The organism is Simplicispira sp. 125 (assembly GCF_003096555.1).
Classification (GTDB): Bacteria; Pseudomonadota; Gammaproteobacteria; order Burkholderiales; family Burkholderiaceae_C; genus Simplicispira.
In genome coordinates this window covers 3,144,577-3,167,311 of record NZ_QEKM01000001.1, presented here as the reverse complement: position 1 = coordinate 3,167,311, position 22,735 = coordinate 3,144,577, and the positions used below count along the sequence as shown (strand labels likewise).

20 protein-coding genes are annotated in these 22,735 nt (G+C 66.6%); 15 read left to right on the top strand and 5 right to left on the bottom strand.

Annotation, left to right across the window (positions count from 1 at the left end; all coding sequences use genetic code 11):
• The first annotated feature begins 75 nt into the window (after nt 1–75).
• Both C8D04_RS14770 and C8D04_RS14765 read left to right on the top strand, forming a co-directional pair.
• Nucleotides 76–663, top strand: coding sequence for an NAD(P)H-dependent oxidoreductase (locus C8D04_RS14770; RefSeq protein WP_116005537.1), 588 nt, complete (start codon nt 76–78; stop codon nt 661–663).
• A gap of 68 nt (nt 664–731) precedes the next feature.
• A complete protein-coding gene (locus C8D04_RS14765) occupies nt 732–989 on the top strand; it encodes a YkgJ family cysteine cluster protein (RefSeq protein ID WP_116005536.1) in 258 nt (85 codons plus the stop codon).
• On the opposite strand, the gene C8D04_RS14760 is transcribed toward C8D04_RS14765, so the two are convergent.
• Together C8D04_RS14760 and C8D04_RS14755 are read right to left on the bottom strand one after the other, a co-directional pair.
• Nucleotides 973–3,444, bottom strand: coding sequence for a DUF2309 domain-containing protein (locus tag C8D04_RS14760; RefSeq protein ID WP_116005535.1), 2,472 nt, complete (start codon nt 3,442–3,444; stop codon nt 973–975). The genes C8D04_RS14765 and C8D04_RS14760 overlap by 17 nt on opposite strands.
• Entirely contained in the window at nt 3,441–5,087 is a 1,647-nt protein-coding gene (locus tag C8D04_RS14755) for an NADH-quinone oxidoreductase subunit L (RefSeq protein WP_116005534.1), read from the bottom strand. Before C8D04_RS14755 ends, C8D04_RS14760 begins: the two co-directional genes overlap by 4 nt.
• Nucleotides 5,088–5,191: 104 nt before the next feature.
• Between C8D04_RS14755 and C8D04_RS14750 the strand changes: the two genes are divergently transcribed.
• Together C8D04_RS14750 and gstA are read left to right on the top strand one after the other, a co-directional pair.
• Nucleotides 5,192–6,109 (top strand): LysR family transcriptional regulator, encoded by a 918-nt coding sequence (locus C8D04_RS14750; protein ID WP_116005533.1) that lies wholly within the window; start codon nt 5,192–5,194, stop codon nt 6,107–6,109.
• A 142-nt stretch (nt 6,110–6,251) separates the two neighbouring features.
• The gene (gene gstA / locus C8D04_RS14745; RefSeq protein ID WP_116005532.1) at nt 6,252–6,860 is read left to right on the top strand and encodes a glutathione transferase GstA; all 609 of its coding nucleotides are present in this window, start codon (nt 6,252–6,254) and stop codon (nt 6,858–6,860) included.
• A 69-nt stretch (nt 6,861–6,929) separates the two neighbouring features.
• Here gstA and C8D04_RS14740 read toward each other — a convergent pair whose 3' ends face one another.
• Nucleotides 6,930–8,177 (bottom strand): YbfB/YjiJ family MFS transporter, encoded by a 1,248-nt coding sequence (locus tag C8D04_RS14740; protein WP_116005531.1) that lies wholly within the window; start codon nt 8,175–8,177, stop codon nt 6,930–6,932.
• Between the two features lie 233 nt (nt 8,178–8,410).
• Between C8D04_RS14740 and C8D04_RS14735 the strand changes: the two genes are divergently transcribed.
• Nucleotides 8,411–9,511 (top strand): alkene reductase, encoded by a 1,101-nt coding sequence (locus tag C8D04_RS14735; RefSeq protein WP_116006208.1) that lies wholly within the window; start codon nt 8,411–8,413, stop codon nt 9,509–9,511.
• A 2-nt stretch (nt 9,512–9,513) separates the two neighbouring features.
• Here the strand turns inward: C8D04_RS14735 and C8D04_RS14730 are convergent, their stop codons facing one another.
• Nucleotides 9,514–11,847 carry a heavy metal translocating P-type ATPase gene (locus C8D04_RS14730; protein ID WP_116005530.1) on the bottom strand — a complete coding sequence of 778 codons (2,334 nt, stop codon included), beginning with the start codon at nt 11,845–11,847 and terminating at the stop codon, nt 9,514–9,516.
• 141 nt (nt 11,848–11,988) lie between these two features.
• Here C8D04_RS14730 and C8D04_RS14725 point away from each other — a divergent pair, with 141 nt between their 5' ends.
• Complete coding sequence (locus C8D04_RS14725; protein WP_116005529.1) at nt 11,989–12,186, top strand: heavy-metal-associated domain-containing protein; 198 nt, start codon at nt 11,989–11,991, stop codon at nt 12,184–12,186.
• Nucleotides 12,183–12,644 (top strand): Cu(I)-responsive transcriptional regulator, encoded by a 462-nt coding sequence (gene cueR / locus C8D04_RS14720; protein WP_116005528.1) that lies wholly within the window; start codon nt 12,183–12,185, stop codon nt 12,642–12,644. The genes C8D04_RS14725 and cueR overlap by 4 nt, the downstream gene beginning before the upstream one ends.
• A gap of 69 nt (nt 12,645–12,713) precedes the next feature.
• Here the strand turns inward: cueR and C8D04_RS14715 are convergent, their stop codons facing one another.
• A complete protein-coding gene (locus tag C8D04_RS14715; protein WP_116005527.1) occupies nt 12,714–13,433 on the bottom strand; it encodes a TetR/AcrR family transcriptional regulator in 720 nt (239 codons plus the stop codon).
• A gap of 124 nt (nt 13,434–13,557) precedes the next feature.
• Between C8D04_RS14715 and C8D04_RS14710 the strand changes: the two genes are divergently transcribed.
• The 8 genes from C8D04_RS14710 (at nt 13,558) to C8D04_RS14670 (ending at nt 22,724) form a co-directional block, all read left to right on the top strand.
• Nucleotides 13,558–14,412, top strand: a complete 855-nt coding sequence (locus tag C8D04_RS14710; protein ID WP_116005526.1) for an ABC transporter ATP-binding protein — start codon at nt 13,558–13,560, stop codon at nt 14,410–14,412.
• Nucleotides 14,412–15,290, top strand: coding sequence for a branched-chain amino acid ABC transporter permease (locus C8D04_RS14705; protein ID WP_199563016.1), 879 nt, complete (start codon nt 14,412–14,414; stop codon nt 15,288–15,290). Before C8D04_RS14710 ends, C8D04_RS14705 begins: the two co-directional genes overlap by 1 nt.
• A 94-nt stretch (nt 15,291–15,384) precedes the next feature.
• A complete protein-coding gene (locus tag C8D04_RS14695) occupies nt 15,385–16,422 on the top strand; it encodes a branched-chain amino acid ABC transporter permease (protein WP_116005524.1) in 1,038 nt (345 codons plus the stop codon).
• A 39-nt stretch (nt 16,423–16,461) separates the two neighbouring features.
• Entirely contained in the window at nt 16,462–17,640 is a 1,179-nt protein-coding gene (locus tag C8D04_RS14690; protein WP_116005523.1) for an ABC transporter substrate-binding protein, read from the top strand.
• Between the two features lie 161 nt (nt 17,641–17,801).
• On the top strand, nt 17,802–18,620 hold the full coding sequence (locus C8D04_RS14685; RefSeq protein WP_116005522.1) for an ABC transporter ATP-binding protein: 819 nt from the start codon (nt 17,802–17,804) through the stop codon (nt 18,618–18,620).
• Nucleotides 18,621–18,794: 174 nt separating this feature from the next.
• Nucleotides 18,795–20,597, top strand: coding sequence for an AMP-binding protein (locus C8D04_RS14680; protein ID WP_116006207.1), 1,803 nt, complete (start codon nt 18,795–18,797; stop codon nt 20,595–20,597).
• Nucleotides 20,598–20,715: 118 nt separating this feature from the next.
• Nucleotides 20,716–21,507 carry an enoyl-CoA hydratase-related protein gene (locus C8D04_RS14675; protein WP_116005521.1) on the top strand — a complete coding sequence of 264 codons (792 nt, stop codon included), beginning with the start codon at nt 20,716–20,718 and terminating at the stop codon, nt 21,505–21,507.
• Between the two features lie 29 nt (nt 21,508–21,536).
• Nucleotides 21,537–22,724, top strand: a complete 1,188-nt coding sequence (locus C8D04_RS14670; RefSeq protein ID WP_116005520.1) for an acetyl-CoA C-acyltransferase family protein — start codon at nt 21,537–21,539, stop codon at nt 22,722–22,724.
• The last annotated feature ends 11 nt before the right edge of the window (nt 22,725–22,735 follow it).

The window sequence follows — 22,735 nt, the reverse complement described above, 5'->3', positions numbered from 1 at the left end:
TGAAACACACCCCCGACCGAGGGGCTTGTACCGGCTGCAGTTTTCCTGCGGCAGGCCTGTGATCCAATGCCAGACATGAAACTTCTCGTCTTCGCGGGCAGCACCCGCCAGCAATCCTTCAACCGCCGCCTGGCCCAGGTAGCAGCCGACGCGGCCCGCGATGCAGGCGCCGACACCACCCTGCTGGAGCTGTCGGACTTTGACATCCCGATGTACAACGCAGACCTGGAGGCACGTGGCACACCGCCCGATGTGCTGCGCCTCAAACAACTGCTGTGGGAGCACCCGGCCTGGGTTATCTGCTCGCCGGAATACAACGGCAGCTACACCGCGCTGCTCAAGAACACCATCGACTGGGCGTCGAGTCCCGTCAAGGGCGACCCCGCTTGGCAGGATGGCGTCAAACCTTTTCGCGGCAAAGTCGTGGGCATGCTCAGTGCGTCCAACGGCGCCCTGGGTGGTCTGCGTTCGCAAAGCCATCTGGCGCCGCTGCTCATCAACCTGGAATGCTGGCTGGCCCCGCGCGCCTTTGCCCTGGGCCAGGCCGCCAGCGCCTTCGATGAGCACGGCGCATTGGTGCAGGAGGCACACCGCCAGCGCGTGCGCGGCGTCGTGGAGCAGGTGCTGTGGGCCGCAGACCGTCTGCACGCGAGTCACGCTTGAAACTTCAAGCAGAAACAGCCACTGGCGCTTACTGGGCAAGCGCGGGTAGCTATTGAAACGATAGTTACATGGATTGTCGCCCCGGCTGCGGCGCCTGCTGCACCGCACCCTCCATCAGCTCGCCGATTCCCGGCATGCCACGGGGCAAGCCCGCCGGGGTGCGCTGCGTGCAGCTCGGCGACGACGCACGCTGCCTGATCTTTAGCCAACCCACCCGACCTGCGGTGTGTGCTGGACTCATGCCGTCGGTGGAGATGTGCGGCGCCCACCAGGCACACGCCCTGCACTATCTGGCGCAACTGGAAGCGCTCACCCAGCCGGACTAGCCAGCGGGGTCACCTCCAGCCACCGCCCCTGCCAGCACTGCGCCATGCGCGGGCCCTGGGGCTCCAGCCAGAACAGGTGCATCCAGCCATTGCCCACCAGATCGCGCACCACCGCATGTTGCGCCATCACGGCATCGATGGCCTCGCGCGGGGCTTCGATGAAGACGCTCAGGCGCAGCGGGGTGTGGCGCAGCACCTGCCCGTCGTGCAGCGACTGCATCGGCAGGCCAATGCGCAGGTCACCGCCATTGCCCTCAAACACGCCCAGCCGCCCGCCTACCACGTTGTGCAGCAGCTTGTTGCCGCTGCCGTAGCGCAGGTTGTCCACGGTGGAGGCGTGGTACTGCAGGTTGATCCAGTTCGTCACCACCATGGGCGCCGTCATGATGAGCGTGAGCACCGCGTTGTCGGGGTCCAGGCGGTGGTCGTAGTCGTGCAAGAACGCGCGGCCGCCCAAGTTCAGATGTTGGCTGCGCGCACGCGGCGCGACGATAAAGGCCGCGTTGTTGACCAGACCCCACTCAGGCCGCACCTGCGCCCAATCATTGGCGCGCTCGCGCAGCGATTGCAGCAAGGCCTGCGGGTTGCCTGCGAAGCTTGTCAGCCCCAGGCTGGCGGCCCGCTCTGCCCGCGCGCGCTGTCCCGCGGCATGCAGAGAGGCCCGCAGGCGCTCTAGCCGGGCGGTATGGCTGGGCGGCACCGCATCGGCATCCAACAGCACCAATTCATCGGTGGTGGTGTTGTGCAGGCCCGGCACAAAGTGCGTGCTGGAAGGGATGGTGATACCGAGCGGTGCCAGGTGCTCGCGCACCGCAGGGGTGTTGAGCAGGTCGGCCAGCGCCCGGGCGTTGACCGCGCCGGTTTGGCCGCCACAAGCACCGCAGTCCAGCCCGGCTGCGTGGGGATTGTTGGCGCTCTGGCTGCCGTGGCCGGCCACCAGCACCAGCGGGGCAAAATCGCGCACCAGGCCCATGGCAGTCAGCACGCGGTGGGCGATGGCAGCGCCCTCTTCGGGCGCGCTCAAGGCCTGGGGCATCTGGGGGCGCAGTGTGGCGGCCTCTGCAGGGGGCAGGCCCGCATCTTCCCAGCGCGCAGGCGTTGCGCCCGACGGCAGGCTTTGCCGGGCCAGCTGGGCACCGTACAGCAGCCCCAGCGATTCCACAAAGCTAAAACCCGACGCTGGTGCAGCGCGGAACTGGTCCCACCGTGCACGCCATTGCAGCGCACGGCGCCGCTGGCCCGCCAGCACCTGCGCCAGGTGGGCATCGCCCGCGCTTTCAGTCACACACAGCGCGGGCGACAGCAGACCCGGCAGCTGCGGGCGGGTCAGCGCACTGCCCACTGGCGCATAGGCGATGGGCAAGCCAAAGAACCCGGCAAAGCCACGGGTTTGCACACTCGCATCCACGCCTTCGAGCGCCCGGCGAAAGACTTCCGAGCGCACGTCGATGCAAAAAAGTGCCTGCACTTGGGGTGCTTTGACGGGGGCCGCCGCAGCCTTCGACAACCCCGCCAGCAAGGGCTGCTGGTAGGCCGTCTCCAGCGCGTCCTGCAGCAGCCAGTCCAGCGCCTGGGCGCCCTCGCATTGCCGGGCCAGGGCATCGGCGGCACTCCACTGCGCGGCCCAGCCTGCGGGCACCGTACCCGTCGGCGCATCGTCGTGCAGCAACCATTCCCAGGTCAGGCGAATCGCCAAAAGCTGCTCCAGCTGGTCGTCGTCTTTGCCTGCCAACCGCGCCTGCCAGCGCTCATATGCGCACCAGGCGCCCCAGCCGCCGATCGCCATGAGCACTGCGCTCAGGTAAGCGGCCTGGCCGCGCGCATCCATGCCCAGCCCGGCCAGCGCCTGCGCAATCACCGCCCGCGCATCGCCGGGCAAAGCCGCCAGCCGCTGGGCCAGCGCCGCATGGCCGTGGTGCCACGGCAGGCCATGGTCGACTGCCAACTGCTGGCGCCAGGTGCCCCACAAGCCCGCCGACTGCGGCATGCCCCAGCTGGCCTGCTGCGTGTCAAAAAATGCCGCGCAGTGCTGGCTGACCTGGTGCGTAACCATCTCAGCCCACGACACCCCAGGGCGTGGGGGCACACCGGCATCGCGCAGATCCGTGATGAGGGGCAGCCGGTGCAAAGAGGGAGCAGTGGGCGCTTCCAGCGCAGCCACCAGGGCATTGACCTCCTGCTCCACACGGCCTGCAGCGGCGGTGTCGCCAGCGGCACGCTCTGCTGCTGCTTGCAGGTGCTGGCGCTGCAAATGCCCCGCTTGCCACTGCGCGGCGAACCAGTTGCGCGGCATGGTCAGGCGCGTGCCGCCCAAGGCCTCCAATGCCGCCGCCGCCTGTGGCATGGGCTTATCGACCCAGCCCCAGTAAGGGTTGACGGCAATGAACTGGTCCAGCGGCCAAGTGGGCGCAATGCAGGCGCAGGCCCGATCGATGTCCTGGGCAAGTGCGGTCATGGTGTCACTCCAGAGGCGGCGGGATGCAGGTGTGCGGGCGGGGCAGCCACCACGGACAGCATGGGCAAAGCGGTGGCCTGCCGCGCAGGTGTAGGCGGTGCCCACAGCGCAAAGGCCAGGCTGTTGAACTTTTCATCCAGGAACAGCCCGCCGTAGAACCACGGGTACAGGCGCTGCGCCAGCACCCCTCCTGGGGCCAGGGTGACGACCGACTGCAACACGAACAGGACGACAAAAGCCAGCGCAGCGCCCACCCAGAGTGCGGTCACCGGCTGCGGCGCTGGCATACCCAGCCAACCGCCCAGCAGCACATGCAGTCCGAAATACGTCAGCGCCACACACAGCGCAGCACCCGCCAACGCGATCCACGAGGCGCTTTGTGCTTGCGCCCGCACCAGGGGCGTAAGCGCCAGCGACACCACACCCGCCAGCACCCACATCGCAGGCGATGCCACCAAACCCGGCATCCACAGGCTCCACAGAGCACCGGCGACAAGCACCATGGCCATGCCGGTGACAGCACCCACCAGCGTCGCGCCCAGCCCGCAGGCTGGCGCCTGCGGCGTCAGCTGCACCAGTTGCGCACGCCGCACGGCACCGCCTGCGCCCAAAAAGGCATGTGCCTTGTAGAGCGAGTGCGCCAGCAGGTGCAGCAGCGCCATGTCCCAGGCCCCCAGGCCGCACTGCATCAGCATGAAACCCATCTGCGCACAGGTGGACCAGGCCAGCATCACCTTGATGCTGATGCGCGTCGTCATCACCAGCGCCGCCAATACGGCCGTGGCTGCACCAGCCACCACCAGCAGGGTTTGCGCAGCAGGCACCTCAGACACCAGCGGGGCAAAACGCAGCAACACAAAGCCGCCCAGGTTCACGATGCCCGCATGCAGCAGGGCCGATACCGGCGTGGGCGCCTCCATCACCTGGATGAGCCAGCCATGGAACGGCAGTTGCGCACATTTGAGCACCGCCGTACATGCCAGCAGCACCACGGCCAGTTGCACCGATCCTGGCAGGGGCGCGTCCGCAGCCTGCGCCAGCATGGCGTGGATGTGCGGCGTGCCATAAGCCACCCACAGCAGCGCCGTGGCACCCAGCATGCACACATCGGCCAGGCGCGCCACGATGAACTTCTTGTGCGCGGCCACCACCGCCGCCGGTCGGTCACCAAAGAAAATCAGCAGGTGGTGCAGCGTGAGGCTGGTGGCCGTCCAGGCCAGGGCCAGCACCAGCAGATGGTCGGTGGCCACCACCACCAGCACCGTGGCCAGCGTGGCCAGGAGCCAGCGCACGTAGTGCAGCTCGCGCCGTTCGCCCTGCAGGTAGGTCTGCGAGTAGCGCACGATGACCCAGCCCACAAAAGCCACCAGCAGCATGACCAGTGCCCCGACCACATCGGCGCGGACCCCGTAGCCCACGCCTGCCGAGCCCAGCGCCACCGCCAGCAGGCCTAAACCCGCAGCCACCAGAGCAGCCAGGCTGGCCACACCTGCGATGCGCCAGGCCACCACCGGGCTTGTGTCTTTGCGGGCCACGCCAGCCACCAGCGCTGCCGCCAGCCCGGCCCACAGCGCCGGGGCCCCCACCAGCGCGGCGTGCCACAGGGGCAAGTCCGCACTGCTCACCGAAAAAAATCCAGCCATCACAGTGTCCTTTCTCACGAATACTGTGACTTTGCCGATCTGAAATCATTCTGTAAAATGCATTTTTAAGCACATTTTGTACTGTTTAAAAGAACGTTCAACTGGTGTCGCGCCTCAACTTCCACCACCTGCACTACTTCTGGGCCGTCGCCAAAGAGGGCAACCTCACGCGCGCAGCCACGCACCTGCATGTCTCGCAATCGGCGCTGTCGGCGCAGATCCGGCAGCTCGAAGAACAGCTCGGCCAGCCGCTGTTTGCGCGCGTGGGCCGCAGCCTGCAGCTGACCGAGGCAGGGCAGCTCGCGCTGGGCTATGCCGAGTCGATTTTTGCCTCGGGCAACGAGCTCATGGCGCTCATGCGCGAGGGCCACCGTGACGAGCGCCAGGTGCTGCGCATCGGGGCTGTAGCCACGTTGTCGCGCAATTTTCAAGAGAACTTTTTGCATCCGCTGCTCGAACGCGATGACGTCGAGTTGGTGCTGCACTCGGGCAACCTGCTGGAGTTGCTGGCCCGCCTGCGCGTGCACACGCTGGACCTGATCTTGTCAAACCAGCGCGTGCACGCGAGCACCGACAACCCCTGGCGCTGCCAGCGCATCGCGCGCCAGCCCGTGAGCCTGGTGGGCAAGGCGCGGCCTGGCGCCAAACCCTTTCGCTTTCCACAAGACCTGGCCGATACGCCGCTGCTGCTGCCCGGGCGTGACAACGACATCCGCGCCGCGTTCGACCTGATGTGCGAGCAGCGCGGCATCCGCTACCGGCTGCGCGCCGAGGTGGACGACATGGCGCTGATGCGCCTGCTGGCGCGCGACTCCGACAGCATCGCCCTGCTGCCCAGCGTGGTGGTGCAAGACGAACTGCGCAGCGGCCGCCTGGTGGAATACGGCGTGGTGCCCGATTTGTACGAAAACTTCTACGCCATCTCGGTGCGCCGGCACTTCGAGCCTCCGCTGCTCAAGGCCCTGCTGCAGCGGCCCGAGGCGGTGGTGCTGGGAACCACAGCAGCGCAGCCCATGGACTGATCGGCGTGATCCTGCGCTGCAACGCCTCCTGCAGCACCGGGGCGCAGCATCTTGAACTGCATGGTTTCTGCCCACGCAACAGCACGCCCGCACCGCTGGGCCTACCATGGCGGCTTCGACTTTTGACCCAAGGAAACCGTCCATGAAGCTGTACTACTCTCCCGGCGCCTGTTCTATGTCACCGCACATCGTTCTGCACGAAGCGGGCTTGCCGCACGAAGCCATCGCCGCGCCCACCAAGACACACAAGCTACCGGACGGCACCGACTTCTACACGATCAACCCCCTGGGCTACGTGCCTTTCCTCGTGCTCGACGATGGCCGCACCCTGCGCGAAGGCCCGGCCATCGTGCAGTACCTGGCCGACCTGGTGCCTGACAAGCAGCTCGCCCCGCCCGCGGGAAGTTTCGAGCGCTACCAACTGCAGGAATGGCTGACCTTTATCGGCACCGAACTGCACAAGGGCTTCTCACCCCTGTTTGGCGGCAACGCGAACGAGGAATACAAGACCGCCGTCAAAGAGCGCCTGCTGGGCCGCCTGGCCTGGGTTGATGCGCAACTGGCCGGGCGCGACTACCTGATGGGCGGCCAGTTCACCGTGGCCGACGCCTACCTGTTCACCGTGAGCGGCTGGCCGCGCGTGGTGGGCATGGATCTGGCCCACCTCCCCCACCTCACCGCCTACCGCAAGCGTGTGGGCGAGCGCCCCGCCGTCGTGGCGACCATGAAAGCCGAAGGCCTGATCGCATAAGCTCGCCGCTGCCCTGCGCGATGCACGGCCCATCGTGTGACCACGCAACGCGGATAAGTGCGGGAAGTCTTACCCCTCCAGCGCCTGCTGGCGCCACGCCAGCAGCGCGCCCAGCCACAACGCCCCGGCCGAAAACACCAACCCGCGTGCCAGCCCGCCCGGGCCGTCGGCAATCGCGCCGACCACCGTGGGCCCCATGATCTGCCCGGCCGCAAAAACAATGGTGAACGCACTGATACCGACCGCCCACTGCGAGGGCGGCAGGTTGTGCCGCACCAGGGCCGTGGTCGAAGCGACGACCGACAAAAACACCCCGCCAAACAGCAGGCCCGAGGCGAGTGCCACCGGCCACGAGGCCGTCAAGGCCGGCAGCACCGTGGCCAGCCCCAGCAGGCCGCTCAGCAAAGCCAGCGCCTGTCCGCCCCGGCTGCGGTCGAGCAGACCGGCCCAGATGCGCGACGACAGCACCACCGCCAGCCCCAGCAACGCATAAAACAGCGTGATGGCCCCGCTGCCCACACCCTGCGTGCGCAGCAGCGCCACGACAAAGGTCATGTAGCCGATATAGCCCACGCCAAACATGGCATAACCCGCCAGCGCCGGGGCAAAGGCCCGCACCGTAAACAGCCGTGGCGCAACAGGCGCAAGCGTTGCAGGCGCGCCGGGGGCTGAAGCGACCGGCGCCACGGCGGGCGCGGCGTCCAGGCGGCGCAGCACGCGCACCGGCCACACAATGCCCAGCGTGGCCACAGCGCAGGCCAGCGCCAGCGCCCACCAGGCCCAGGTCCAGTTGTGCGGGCCAGGGGCGGCCGCCAGCACCGCGGGCACCAAGAATGCTGACAGGCTGATCCCCCAACCCGTACCACCGTAGTACAGCCCCAGCAGCAAGCCGCTGCGTGGGGCATCCAGTGCCCCCAGGCGCGCAGCCATCAGCCCGCCGGCAATAAAGATCAGCGCGCTGGCCACCCCCGCCAGCAAGCGCTGCAAAAGCAGCGAAGGCGCATCCAGAAAGAAACCGCACGAGCCCATGAACAGCGTGGCCAGCACAGCCCCGGCCAGCAGCAACGGCCCGGGGGCATAGCGCCGCAGCAGCAGCGGCGTGGCCAGAGCGCCCAGCAGGTAGCCCAGCGCATTGATCGTGTTCATGCCCCCCGCCAGCGTGTACGACCAGCCCAGGTCTTCGCGCATCGGCGGCAGTAGCAGCGCGTAGGCAAAGCGCGTAATCCCCAGCGACACCGCAGCCCCCAGCGAAAGCGCCAGGGCCAGCCACACCACCCGGCCACCCGGCGCCGGAGCGGGAGAAGAACATTCGTGCATCGCACAGATTGTGCCGCAGCAGCCCGGCGCGCCAGCCCCTGGGGCAAGGCACTGCCTCGCAGCAAAATTTGCTATCACAACAATAGCTTCCACCGCTGGTGAAATTTGCCTTCAAGCCCCTTTTCAATCCATGATTGAGCCCCACCTACCAGAACCCTGCTGTCGCCTGCAGCATTGCACTGCGCCCACAGCAGCACTACGCTTGGCCGCAACGCTTTACCTTGAAGACCACTATGCCGACCCTTTTCGAACCCATCCACGCAGGCGACATCGCCCTGGACAACCGCATCGCCATGGCGCCGCTCACCCGCAACCGTGCCCCGGGCGCCATTCCCACGGCCCTCATGGCCCAGTACTACGCCCAGCGCGCCAGTGCCGGCCTGCTCATCAGCGAAGGGGTGGCCATCAGCCCGCAAGGCCAGGGCTATGCCGATGTGCCCGGCCTCTACAGCACAGAGCAACTCGACGGCTGGAAGCAAGTCACCAGCGCCGTGCACAAGGCAGGCGGCAAAATCGTCGCGCAGCTGTGGCATGTGGGCCGCGTCTCGCACACCTCGCTGCAGCCGGGCAATGTGTCGCCTGTCGGCCCTTCGGCTGTGCGCGCCAAGACCAAGACCGTACTCCTTCGCGACGGCGTTCCCACCTTCACCGAGACCTCCGAGCCGCGCGCGCTGGACGCATCCGAGCTGCCGGGCATCGTGCTGGACTTCCGGCACGCCGCACGCCACGCCATTGCCTGCGGGTTTGATGGCGTCGAGATCCACGGCGCCAATGGCTACCTGATCGACCAGTTCCTGAAAACGGGCGCCAACCAGCGCCAGGACGACTACGGCGGCAGCATCAAGAACCGGGCCCGCTTCGCACTGGAAGTGGTGCACGCCGTGGCCGACGAAATCGGTGCAGGCCGCACCGCGATCCGGCTCTCGCCCGTCACCCCCGCCAACGACATCGTCGACGACAACCCGCAGCAGCTGTTTGACTACCTGCTGCACCACCTGGCACCTTTGGGCCTGGCCTACATCCACATCATCGAAGGCTCCACGGGCGGCCCGCGCGAACTGCCCGAACGCCCTTTCGACTACGCCGCCCTCAAGGCCGTGTACCGCAACAGCGGCGGCAAGGGCGCCTGGATGGTGAACAACGGCTACGACCTGGCCATGGCGCAAAGCGCCGTGGCCGAAGGCGCCGACATCGTCTCGTTCGGCCGCCCCTACATCGCCAACCCCGACCTGGTAGAACGCCTGCAGCGCGGCGCCCCGCTCAACACCCCCGACCGCGCCACCTTCTACGGCGGCGGCGCCCAGGGCTACACCGACTACCCGGCGCTGGACTGAGCCTACCGCCGCCAGCGCTTGAGCAGCAGCGCATTGGTCATCACACTGACCGAGCTGAGCGCCATGGCGGCGCCTGCCACCACCGGACTCAGGTAACCCAGCGCCGCCAGCGGGATACCGGCCACGTTGTAGGCAAAGGCCCAAAACAGGTTCTGCCGGATCTTCAGCACCGTGCGGTGTGAAATATCGAGCGCCGCAGCCACCAGCGCCGGGTCGCCGCGCATCAGCGTGATGCCGGCCGCGTGCATGGCCACATCGGTGCCGTTGCCCATGGCCATGCCCACATCGGCGGCGGCCAGCGCGGGCGCATCGTTCACGCCATCGCCCACCATGGCGACAATGTGGCCCCCACGCTCCACCGCTGCGCTGGGTCGCTGCCCCCCAAGGGGGCCTTCGCGCCTTGGGGCGGCCCGGCAGCGCTCATCGTCCCGTCCGTCCTCGCCCCGCTGCAATGCCACCACCTGCGCGGCCTTGTCGCCGGGCAGCACCTCGGCGCGCACATCGGCGGCATCCAGCCCCAGGCGGCGCGCCATGGCCTCGGCCGCACCGCGGTTGTCGCCCGAGATCATGACGGTGCGGATGCCCTTGGCCCGCAGCAGCGCCAGTGCCTCGCGTGCGCCGGGCTTGGGCTCGTCGCCAAAGGCCATCAGTGCGCGCACCACCAGGCCCTGCGCGCTGCGTTCGGCCACGGCCGATACCGTGGCGCCTTCGTTTTGCAACTGCTGCGCACGCACGCCCAGCGCGCCCAGGTCCACGCCCAGCTCATCCATCCAGCGCAGGCTGCCCACCAGATAGCTGCGCCCAGCCACCCCACCCTCGGTACCGCGCCCCGGCACGGCGCGCACACCGGCCGGCTCCGCCATCGTCAAGCCACGGTCTTGTGCCGCCTGCACCACCGCGCGCGCCAGCGGGTGTTCGCTGCCGCTTTGCACCGCCGCCACGGCCGCCAGCACGGCAGCGTCATCGGCGCCCGGTTCCACGTGAAACGCGGTCAGGCGTGGCTGGCCCACGGTCAGCGTTCCGGTCTTGTCAAACGCCACGGTGTCCACCCTGTGCGCCAGCTCCAGCGCTTGCGCGTCCTTGATCAAAATGCCGTTTTTTGCCGCCACGCCCGTGCCCGCCATGATGGCCGCCGGAGTCGCCAGACCCAGCGCACACGGGCAGGCAATCACCAGCACAGCCACGGCGCGGATCAGCGCCACCTCGGCGCCCACACCCGCCCACAACCAGCCCAGCAGCGTGGCCAGCGCAATCAGCAGCACCACCGGCACAAACACGTTGGCCACCTTGTCCACGAGGCGCTGGATAGGCGCCTTGGCCGCCTGCGCGTCTTCCACCAGGCGGATGATGCGCGAGAGCACCGTCTCGGCCCCCACCGCGCGCACCTCCAGCACTACGCGGCCATCGCCGTTGATCGAGCCACCCGTCAACACCGCACCGGCCTCCTTGGTCACCGGCAACGGCTCTCCCGTCAGCATGGATTCGTCCACCTGCGTATCGCCGTCGAGCAGCGTGCCATCGACCGGAAAACGCTCGCCCGGGCGCACCACCAGGCGGTCGCCCACCATCACCTCGGCCACCGGCACATCGACTTCGCCACTTTTGCCCAGCAGGTGCGCCACATCGGGCCGCAGGCCGTGCAGCGCGCGGATCGCCGCCGTGGTCTGGTGCTTGGCGCGGGCTTCGAGCCACTTGCCCAGCAGCACCAGCGTGACCACCACGGCAGAAGCCTCAAAGTACAGGTGCGGTGCATGCCCGGGGTGCGCGGTCAACCACAGCCACATCGACAAACCCCAACCCGCGCTGGTGCCAATGGCGACGAGCAAATCCATGTTGCCCGACAGCGCCTTGGCCGCCGCCCAGCCCGCCTTGTAAAAGCGCGCTCCCAGAATGAACTGCACCGGTGTGGCCAGCACAAACTGCACCCAGGCCGGCAGCATCCAGTGCTGGCCAAACAGGTCGCCCAACATGGGCAGCACCAGCGGTGCAGACAGCACCAGACCAATGGCCACCGGTGTGAACCCCGTCCAGGGCGAGGTGTCTTCTTCGCGCGCCGCACTGGCCGCCGCCGTCAACGGTTCGTAGCCCGCATTGCGCACGGCACGGCGCAGCAAGGCGTCCATGGCGGTAGCGTCACCCCCATCCTGCGCAGAAAACTGAACGCGCGCCGTCTCCGTCGCCAGGTTCACCGTGGCGCTCTGCACGCCCGGCACCTTGCGCAGCGCGCGCTCCACACGGCCCGAGCAGGTCGCGCAGGTCATGCCGCCAATCGACAAGTCCAGCTCCTGGAAGGCGCCGTCGCTGGCGGGGGGGGGAAGAGCGGTGGTGGTGTTCATGGTTGCTACCCTAAACCCTGACGCCATGGCAAGGTCAAGCACCAGGCAAAAATAAAACAGCCGCCATGGCTTGACCTTGCCATGGCGTCAAGGTTCATGATGCAAGCCTCCCATTGCAAATCACCCTGAAAGGCTTTCCCCATGCAACACCAGTTTGACGTTCAAGGCATGACCTGCGGCCATTGCGAGCGCGCCGTCACCAACGCCGTGCAAGAGCTTGACCCGCAAGCCACCGTGCAGATCGACCGCGCGCACAACCGTGTGGACGTCACCAGCGAGCAGCCCCGCGCAGCCCTGGCCGCCGCCATCGCCGAAGAAGGCTACACGGTCGCTGCATGACACAGCCCGCTGCCGTCCACTGGCCCGTGCCCATCGGCGTGGCCGCGCAACGAGCCGGCGTGTCAGCCCGCATGGTGCGGCACTACGAATCGCTGGGCCTGCTGCCGCCCGTGGCACGCACCGACAGCGGCTACCGCCAGTACACCGAGGCCGACGTGCACGCCTTGCGCTTCATCCGCCGTGCGCGCGACCTGGGCTTCTCCATGGCCGAGATCGCCACCCTGCTCGGCCTGTGGCAAGACAAGGCGCGCGCCAGCAGCCAGGTCAAACGCATCGCCCAGACCCACATCGACGACCTGGCCACCCGCATCGCCGCCATGCAGGCCATGCAGCGCACCCTGCAGTCGCTGGTGCAGTGCTGCCATGGCGACCAGCGGCCTGACTGCCCCATCTTGGACGACCTGGCGGCCGCGGGCGATAGCACGGTACCTTTGGGCAAAAAACTATCAAAACAATAGCTATCGGCGCTTACCCATCAAACGCTAGAGGCAAAAAAACCAAAAATAAATTACAGCGCACAGTCCCGCTCAGGGTTTAGCCACCGCCACCCCCCGCTTGCGCGCGGGCTTGGCCGCCGGGGCGGGCAGCGTATCCGCCCGCCGCAGCACCCCGTCGCACAAGGTCGCAATGCACTGCTGGGCGATCTGCTCGGGCGTGTACTCGCCGCCGGGCTGGTACCAGCGGCCGATCCAGCTCAGAGCGCCAGCGATCACAAAGGCGGTCATTTTCGGGTCGCACGACTGCAGCGAGCCCTCCTGCACCCCCTGGGCCACCAGGCGCCTGAAAGCGAGGTCGATCTCAGACTTCATGCGGCGCAGCTCCGTGCGGCTGGGCTCGGGAACCTCCTCGTCGCCCACGCGGATCAGGCACATGCCAAAGGGCTGCATGACGATGTCGGCATACGCCTGCATGCAGGCACGCAACTGGTCCACCGCATTGCCTCCCGCCTGGCGTGAGGCCTCGATACCTTCGAGCGTCATCTCCAGCCCCTGGCGCACGCACTGCAGCAAGATCTCGTCCTTGTTCTTGACGTAGTAGTACAGCGTGGGCTTGCTCACGTTGAGGCGCGCGGCAATGTCGTCGAGCGAGGTGGCATGAAAACCGCGCTCGTTGAACAGCTGCGCAGCCGCTTGCAGCACGGCGCGGCGCTTGGCCTCGCGCTGTTGCATACGGTCGGGCGCACTGGCCCAGGGCGATGCTGCAGCAGACGGGGCGCGGGTCTTTCTGGCGGCGGTGGATTCAGTCATGGGGGGTATTACACCGGGAAACTACCAATGCAGGGCTAGGGCGAGACACTCAAAATACTACTCACAAGTAAACAGTTTACGCACGAGTAGTATTTTTCTGGACCGCACAAACCCCTAGAGAGCGATGGCGACACAACACCCTGGCGGAACCCCCGCCGCTCCCCTGCTGGAAGTCGATGGCGTCACGTTGGCGTTTGGCGGCGTCAAGGCGCTCTCGGGCGTAGGCTTTGGCGTGCAGCCGGGCTCCATTACCGCCGTGATCGGACCCAACGGCGCGGGCAAGACCTCGCTGTTCAACACCATTTCGGGCTTCTACCGGCCCACGGGGGGCAGCATCCGATTCAAGGGCCAGGACATCACGCGCATTGCGGCACCGCAGCGCGCCAAGCTGGGCCTGGGCCGCAGCTTTCAGAACATCGCGCTGTTTCGCGGCATGACGGTGCTAGACAACATCAAGCTCGGGCGCCACGCGCACCTCAAGACCAACGTGTTTGACGCCCTGTTTTACATGGGCCGCGCACGCCGCGAAGAGGCCGAACTGCGCCGCGACATCGAGGAGCGCATCATCGATTTCCTGGAGATCGACCACATCCGCCACGCACCTGTCTCTGCCCTGCCCTACGGCCTGCAAAAGCGCGTGGAGATGGCCCGCGCGCTGGCCATGCAGCCGCAAATCCTGATGCTCGACGAGCCCGTGGCCGGCATGAACCGCGAAGAGACGGAAGACATGGCGCGCTTCATCCTCGATGTGCGGGCCGAGTGGGGCGTGACGGTATTGATGGTGGAGCACGACATGGGCATGGTGATGGATTTGTCGGACCACGTCGTGGTGCTCAACTTCGGACAGGTCATTGCCCAGGGCACACCCGCCGTGGTGCAGCAAGACCCTGAAGTCAACCGCGCCTACCTCGGCTCGGGCGACGTGGGCGATCTGCGCCGCAAGCTGCACGCCACCACCCACGCACAGGGAGTCGCATGATGGATTGGGCCTACCTGTTCGAGATCTGCCTCACCGGCATTGCCAGCGGCGGGCTGTACGCGCTGGCTGCGCTGGCCTTTGTGATCGTCTACAAAGCCACGCGCGTGGTGAACATCGCCATTGGCGAAATGCTCATGGCAGGCGCTTACCTGTTCTTCACCTTTGCCGCCATGTTCGCGCTGCCGCTGTGGCTGGCGATTCCGGCCGCGGTGCTGGGCAGCGGCGTGCTGGGCGCGGTGATCGAGCGCACCATGATCCGCCCGCTGCTGGGCGAGCCCCCGATCTCCGTGTTCATGGTCACGGTGGGCCTGGCCTCGGTGCTGGTGGGCCTGGTCGAAGTGATCTGGAGCGCCGACCAGCGCCGCCTGCCCGACTTCATGCCCAGCGACCCCATCATGGTGGGCGACGCCTTCCTGGCGCCCAAGGTGTTCTGGGGCGCCATGATCGCGGTGGTGCTCATTGCCGCCGTGCTGCTGCTGTTCCGCTTCTGGCGCGGGGGCGTGGCACTGCGGGCCACGGCCAGTGACCAGGCCGCCGCGTATTCCGTGGGCATCAACGTGCCGCGCGTGTTCTCGCTGTCCTGGGTGGTCTCGGCCATGATCGCCGCCGTCTCCGGAATCATCGTGGGCTCCATTGGCGGCATCTCGTCGAGCATGGGCGTGTTCGGCCTGTCGGTGCTGGTGGTGGTGATCGTGGGCGGGCTCGACAGCGTGCTCGGCGCGCTGGTGGGCGGCCTGTTCATTGGCCTGGTCGAAGCCCTGGCGGGCAGTTATCTGGGCGGCGAATACAAGCTGCTCGCCACCTTCATCGTGCTGGTGTGCATCCTCATGGTGCGCCCCTACGGCCTGTTCGGCACGCACGAAATAGAACGTCTGTAAAAACATGAACCCCCACGCTCATCACTTCGTGTATTCACTGCCCCCCAAGGGGGCGCAGGCCTCCCTTGGGGCGGCCCGGCGGGAGGCCTGACCCATGCGCATCGGAACCCTCAAGGAAACCTACACCGCCGACGCGGCGCTGTTCGACTCGCACACCCAAAAGGTGTGGCTGGCCGTGGGCGCCGCACTGCTGGTGCTGTTCCCCTTCATGGCCAGCGACTACTGGCTGTACCTGGCTTGCCTGGTCAGCATCAATGTGGCGAGCAGCGCGGGGCTGAACATCCTCACCGGCTACACCGGTCTCCTCAGCATGGGGCAGGCCGCCTTCATGGGGCTGGGCGCCTACACGGTGGCCATCATGCAAACGCGGTGGGGAACCCCTTTTTTATTGAACATCTTTTGCGGCGGCATGGTCGCCATGCTCGGCGGGCTGGTCGTGGGCATTCCGTCGCTGCGCGTCAAGGGGCTGTACCTGGCCATTGCCACGATTGCGGCCTCCTTCATCGCGCATTTTTTGTTTGCCAATTTCAACATCACCGGCGGCACAGGCGGCCTGAGCGTGCCCCCGGCCACCCTGTTCGGGTTGCCACTGGATACCTCGTTTCGCCTGTACTGGCTGGTCGTGCCCGTCACGATCCTCATGCTGCTGGGCGCGGCCAACCTGCTGCGCACGCGCGTGGGCCGCGCCTTTATTGCCATCCGCGACCGCGACATCTCGGCCGAGGTGCTGGGCATTCCGCTGCTGCGCTACAAACTGCTGTCGTTTGGCCTGTCGTCGTTTTACGCCGGGGTGGCGGGCGGCCTGTGGGCGTACTTCTTTCGCGTGGTCACGCCCGAGAGCTTTCCGCTGCTGATGTCGATCTTTTTCCTCGCTGCCATCATCGTCGGCGGCATGGGCTCCATCCTGGGCGGCATCCTGGGCGCGGTGTTCATGACCATGGTGCCCGAGCTGCTCAAGCTGGTGTTCGACTGGCTGCCCGGCGGGGCCAATCTCACGGTGTTTCTCTCACCCGTGCGCACCATCATTTTTGGTCTGCTGATCATTGGATTTCTGGTGTTCGAGCCACAAGGGCTCGCAGAAGTGTGGCGGCGCATTCGCCGTTTTTTCCACCTGTGGCCCTTCCGCAACTGACGCGGCGAGCCCCATTCACAACGCAAGAAGGAGACAAACATGCAGAAATCCCTGACGTCCCAACGCCGCCGCTCGCTGTTGCTGGCCGCGGGTGCCGCACTGGCCACGCCGCTGGCTGCACACGCCCAGGCGGGCGGTGAAGACATCGTCATCGGTGGCTCCATCCCCATGACGGGTGTGTTTGCCTTTGCCGGCATCGGCATCGACGCGGGCATGAAGGACTACGCCAAGATCATCAACGACGCCGGTGGCATCAAGGGCCGCAAGCTCAAGTACGTGCCCGAGGACACCGGCTACAAGGTCGATGCGTCGGTGGCGGCCTTCAAGAAGATCACCAGCCAGAACAAGGTGCACCTGTACTACGGCGACTCCACCGGTTTCGCCAAAACCATCAACCCCGAGCTGGACCGCACGGGCGAGATCATGATGGCCGGAGCCTCGTTTGCCACCGAGCTCAACGACCCCAAGAAATACCCCCACCAGTTCCTGGTCGGCCCCGATTACACCGAGATGTTCGGCATTTTGCTGAACCACATCGCCAAGGAAAAACCGGGCGCCAAGGTGGCCTTCGTCTACTCCGACTCCGAGTTTGGCCGCGACCCCATCGACTCCAGCGAAGCCCTGGCCAAGAAGCTGGGCCTGTCGGTGGCCGTCAAGATCATGACGCCCGCGGGCAGCGTGGACGTGTCCACCGAAGTCATCAAGCTGCGCCGCGCCGCGCCCGACTACACCATCTTCCACGGCTACATCCTCGCGCCCATTCCTGAGTTCATCACCCAGGGCAAGCAGCAAGGCATGAAGAGCAAGTGGATGGGGACGTTCTGGACCATGGACAGCTCCACCGTCATGAAGATGGGCGAAGTCGGCGACGGATTCATGGGCGTGATGCCCTACCGCTACTACTACGACACCGAAAAAGCACCCATGCTGGAGAAAATCCGCCAGATGCGCCCCGAGTACCAGAGCACGGCCTACATCCAGGGCTTTCTGGCGGCGATGCTGTTCACCGAGTCGGCCAAGCGCTGCCTCGATGCGGGCAAGGAGCTCAACGGCAAGAACCTCAAGGCCGCGCTCAACACCATCAAGGACTTCGACACCGGTGGCCTGATTGGTGTTCCGATCACCATCAGCGGCAACTCCATTCCCGTGGGCCGCGTGTACCGGGCCGACATGAAGGCCCAGAAGATGGTCGCAGCGTCCGACTGGATCAAGCTGTGAACAACCCCCTGAGCGGCTGCGCCGCTTCCCCCTTCCCCGCATCGCGCAGCGATGCGGGGAAGGGGGACACCGCCAGCGCGGCGGGGCGGCCCTTGCGCGGCGGTCGCTGGCCTGGACTGTGGCGGTTCCAGCGCCGCGAGCATTTTTGAACAGTGACACACATGACCGATAACGCCGCGGACAACGTCCTCGAAGTCAACAACATCGAGGTCATCTACAACAAGGTCGTGCAGGCCCTGCGCGGCCTGTCGCTGGCCGTGCCGCGCGGCCACATCGTGGCGCTGCTGGGCAGCAACGGGGCGGGCAAATCGACCACGCTCAAAGCGGTGTCGGGGTTGCTGGCACTGGAAGACGGTGCACTGGAAAGCGGCAGCATCCTCTTCAACGGCCAAAGCACCGCACAGTACGCGCCGCAGCAGCTCGTGCGGCGCGGCCTCTCGCATGTAATGGAGGGGCGCCGCGTGTTTGAAGACCTCACGGTCGAGGAAAACCTGGTCGCCGCCACCTATGCGCTCACCGGGCGCGCGGGCGCCAAGCCTGACTTCGACCTCGTCTACCAGTATTTCCCCCGCCTGCACGAGCGCCGCAAGGGCCTGGCAGGCTACCTTTCGGGCGGCGAACAGCAGATGCTGGCCATTGGCCGCGCGCTCATTGCGCAGCCCGAGCTGATCTTGCTTGATGAACCCTCGCTGGGCCTCTCTCCGAAGCTGGTGGAAGACATTTTCACCATCATTGCGCGCATCAATGCCGAGCGCGGTACCAGCATGCTGCTGGTCGAACAAAACGCCACCGTGGCCCTGGCCGTGGCACACAGCGGCTACATCATGGAGAACGGCAAGATCGTCATCGACGGCACGGCCGAGCGCCTGGCGGGCGACCCCGACGTGCGCGAGTTCTACCTGGGCATGGGCGGCGGCGGCGAAGCGAAAAGCTTCAAAGACATCAAGCATTACAAGCGCCGGAAGAGGTGGCTCTCATGAGCCACCATCCCCCTGAGGCACTTCGTGCCTTCCCCCTTCTCTCGCCTCGCTGCGCGATGCGGGAAGGGGGACGCCACCAGCGCGGCGGGGTGGGGCCCTTGCGCGGTGGCCGCTGGCCTGGGCCGCGCCGGTTTTACGGCTACGCGTGGACACGATGCGCAATGGATCACTGATATGTTGAATCTCCCCGAACTCACCCTGCCCCAAATGCTGCGCGAACGCGCACGCACCGATGCGCAGCGCATTGCGCTGCGGCAAAAAGACTTCGGCATCTGGAAGCCCTTTACCTGGGCGCAGTACTACCAGCGCGCCTGCCATGTCGGCCTGGGCCTGCGCGCCCTGGGCCTGCCTGCGGACGGCCATGTGGGCGTGATCTCCGAGAACCGCACCGAATGGGTGCTGGCACAAATGGGCGCGGGCCTGGTGGGCGCCGTCACCGTGGGGGTGTACCCCACCAGCCCCTCGTCCGAGGTGGCCTATGTGGTGGGCCATGCCGACATCGAGATCATGGTCTGCGAGGACCAGGAGCAGACCGACAAGCTGATCGAGGCCCTCGACCAGTTGCCGCGCCTCAAGAAGATCGTCGTCATGGAAACCAAGGGCCTGCGCAGCTTTGCGCCCGAGGTGCGCGACCTGATCACCACCTTCGACGCACTGGAAAAACTGGGCGCCGCATCGGGCCAGCAGGCCTTGATCGACCAGGCGCTGGCGCAGCAGACGCTCGACGACATCGGCCTCATGATCTACACCTCGGGCTCGACCGGCAAGCCCAAGGGCGCGATGGTGTCATGGCGCAACATTCGCGGCGTGGTGCCCGGCATCGTCGATCGCCTGGAGCTCTCGCGCAGCACCACCCACCTGTCGTACCTGCCGCTGTGCCACGTGGCCGAGCAGATGCTCACCACCTTTTGCCCGGTGTACATCGGCTCGCAGGTCAACTTTGGCGAATCCATCCGCACCGTGCAGGAAGACCTGCGCGAAGTGGCACCCACCATGTTCCTGGGCGTGCCGCGCATCTGGGAGAAGATGCACGCCTCCATCAGCATCAAGCTGCAGGAAACCGGCGGCCTGCGCCGCGCGCTGTTTGACAAAGCCTACGCCGCCTGCGAACCCCTGGCCGAAAAACCGCGCGCCGCGTGGAGCCTGGGCGAGCGGCTGCGCTTTGCTGCCAGCTACTGGTTGATGTTCCGTGCGTTGCAGAACTTTCTGGGCCTGCGCGATGTGCACGTGGCGCTGACTGGCGCCGCGCCCATTCCACCCGATGTGGTGCGGTTCTTTCGCGTACTGGGCGTGCCGCTGGTCGAGGTGTATGGCCTGACCGAGTCGAGCGGCATGGTCACCGGCCATCGGCTGAGCGACGTGGCCGTGGGCACCGTCGGCGTACCCACGCAGGGCGTGGAGTGGCGCATTGGCGAGGCGGGCGAGTTCCAGATCAAGGGCGACATGGTGTTCGCGGGCTACTACAAGAACCCCGAGGCCACGGCGCAAAGCATCCAGAACGGCTGGCTGCACACGGGCGACGTAGTGCGCGAAGAGCGCGGCCAGCTCAAAATTGTGGACCGCCTCAAGGACATCATGATCACGGCCGGTGGCAAGAACCTCACGCCGTCGGAGATCGAGAACACGATGAAGGGCAGCCCCTACATCAAGGAATGCGTCATCGTCGCCGAGGGCCGCAAGTTCGTCGGCGCGCTGGTCATGATCGACTATGAAACCGTGGGCAAATGGGCCGAGGCGCAGCGCCTGCCGTTCACGCATTTCCGCTCGCTGGTGGAAATGCCCCAGGTGCGCGCCCTCATCGACGACGCCATCCGCACCGGCAACGAGCGCCTGGCCCAGGTCTCGCAGATCCGCAAATTCCACCTGCTTACCAAAGAGCTGGACCACGACGACGGCGAAGTCACCGCCACCATGAAGGTGCGGCGCTCGAGCATCTACAAGACCTATGCCGAAGAGATCGAGGCCTTGTACCGCTAGCGCAGTGCACTATCAAAACGAGAGCTACTAGCGATTGATGGTATTGGTTTTTGCATATAAAAATATCTAAAAACCAATACTGTAAAGCGCTACCAGCTCTGAATTCAGGAGCATCCCCATGCACGCCACCACCCCCCCGCCCCCCGTGCTGCTCGAGCGCCAGGGCGCCATCGCCACGCTGCGCTTCAACCGCCCCGAGGCCCTCAACGCCATTGACGTGTCCATGGCCGAGGCCTTTCTGGCCGCCGTGCAAGCCATCGCCGCCGACCCCGGCGTGCGCGCCGTGGTGCTGCGCGGCAACGGCAAGGGCTTCATGGCCGGGGGCGACCTGGCCACCCTGCGCGCCAACCCGGTGCAAGGCGCCGCCGACCTGCTGGCGCCGCTGAACGCCGCCGTGGCCTTGCTAGGCCAGATCAACGCCCCCGTCATCGCCCAGGTGCACGGGGTGGCTGCGGGCGCGGGCCTGTCGCTCATGCTACAGGCCGACTTTGTGCTCGCCGCCGAGGGCGCACGCCTGAACCTGGCCTACATCAACCTGGGCACCAGTTGCGACGTGGGCGCCTCCTGGGCGCTGCCGCGCCTGGTGGGCCTGCGCCGTGCGCTGGAAATCGCCCTGCTGGGCGAGGCCCTCAGCGCCAGCGAGGCCGAGCGCCTGGGCCTCATCAACCGGGTACTGCCCGCCGCCGAGCTGGACGCCGCCGTACAGCAACTGGCCCAGCGCCTGGCCGCCGGGCCCACCGTGGCCTATGGCCACATGCGCCGCCTGATGCGCGCCAGCTTCGACCACGACCTGCCCACACAACTGCAGGCCGAAGCCGCCGCTTTTGCACAATGTGGCCACACAGCCGACCTGCCCGAGGGCATCGAAGCCTTTTTCGCCAAACGCGCCCCTGCCTTCCAGGGCCGCTGATCCCCGTCTTTCATCTCCGGAGAATTTCCATGACCCACCGTGACGTCTTCGTCGTCAGCACCGCCCGCACCGCCATCGGCACCTTCGGCGGCGCACTCAAGGACGTGCCCAACACCCAGCTCGCCACCACCGCCGTCAAGGCGGCCATCGCCCGCTCGGGCCTGGCGCCCGACGCCGTGGGCCATGTCGTCATGGGCAACGTGATCCCCACCGACACCAAGGACGCCTACCTCTCCCGCGTGGCCGCTATCGATGCTGGTTGCCCCATCGAGACGCCCGCCTTCAACGTCAACCGCCTGTGCGGCTCGGGCCTGCAGGCCATCATTTCGGCCGCGCAGGCCATCGGCTATGGCGACTGCGACGTGGCCGTGGGCGGCGGCTCCGAGAGCATGAGCCGGGGCCCCTACTTCGATACCGCCGCACGCTACGGCGCGCGCATGGGCGACGCCAAGAGCATCGACTACATGCTCGGCATCCTGCACGACCCCTGGCAGAAGATGCACATGGGCATCACCGCCGAGAACGTGGCCGAGCGTTACAAAATCAGCCGCGAGATGCAGGACCAGCTCGCGCTGGAAAGCCAGCGCCGCGCCGCCGCCGCCATCGCCGCCGGGTACTTCAAGGAACAGATCGTCCCGGTCGAAATTGCCACACGCAAAGGCACCGTGCTGTTCGACACCGACGAGCATGTGCGCGCCAGCACCACGCTGGAAGTGCTCGCTGGCATGAAGCCCGCTTTCCGCAAAGACGGCGGCACGGTCACGGCCGGCAACGCCTCGGGCATCAACGACGGCGCCAGCGCCGTGGTGCTGGTGGCGGGCGACCGCATCAGCGCACTGGGCGTGAAACCCCTGGCCCGCCTGGTGGGCTACGCGCACGCCGGCGTGGACCCGGCCTACATGGGCATCGGCCCCGTGCCGGCCACGCAGAAGGTGCTGGCGCGCACGGGCCTGAAGGTGCAGGACATGGACGTGATCGAGGCCAACGAAGCCTTCGCCGCCCAGGCCTGCGCCGTGGTGCAGGAGCTGGGCCTGGACCCTGCCAAGGTCAACCCCAACGGTTCGGGCATCTCGCTCGGCCACCCGGTGGGCGCCACCGGCGCCATCATCACCACCAAGGCGATTGCCGAACTGCACCGCACGGGCGGGCGCTACGCGCTGGTCACCATGTGCATCGGCGGCGGCCAGGGCATCGCCGCCATCTTTGAAAGGGTTTGAGTCTTTTTGGC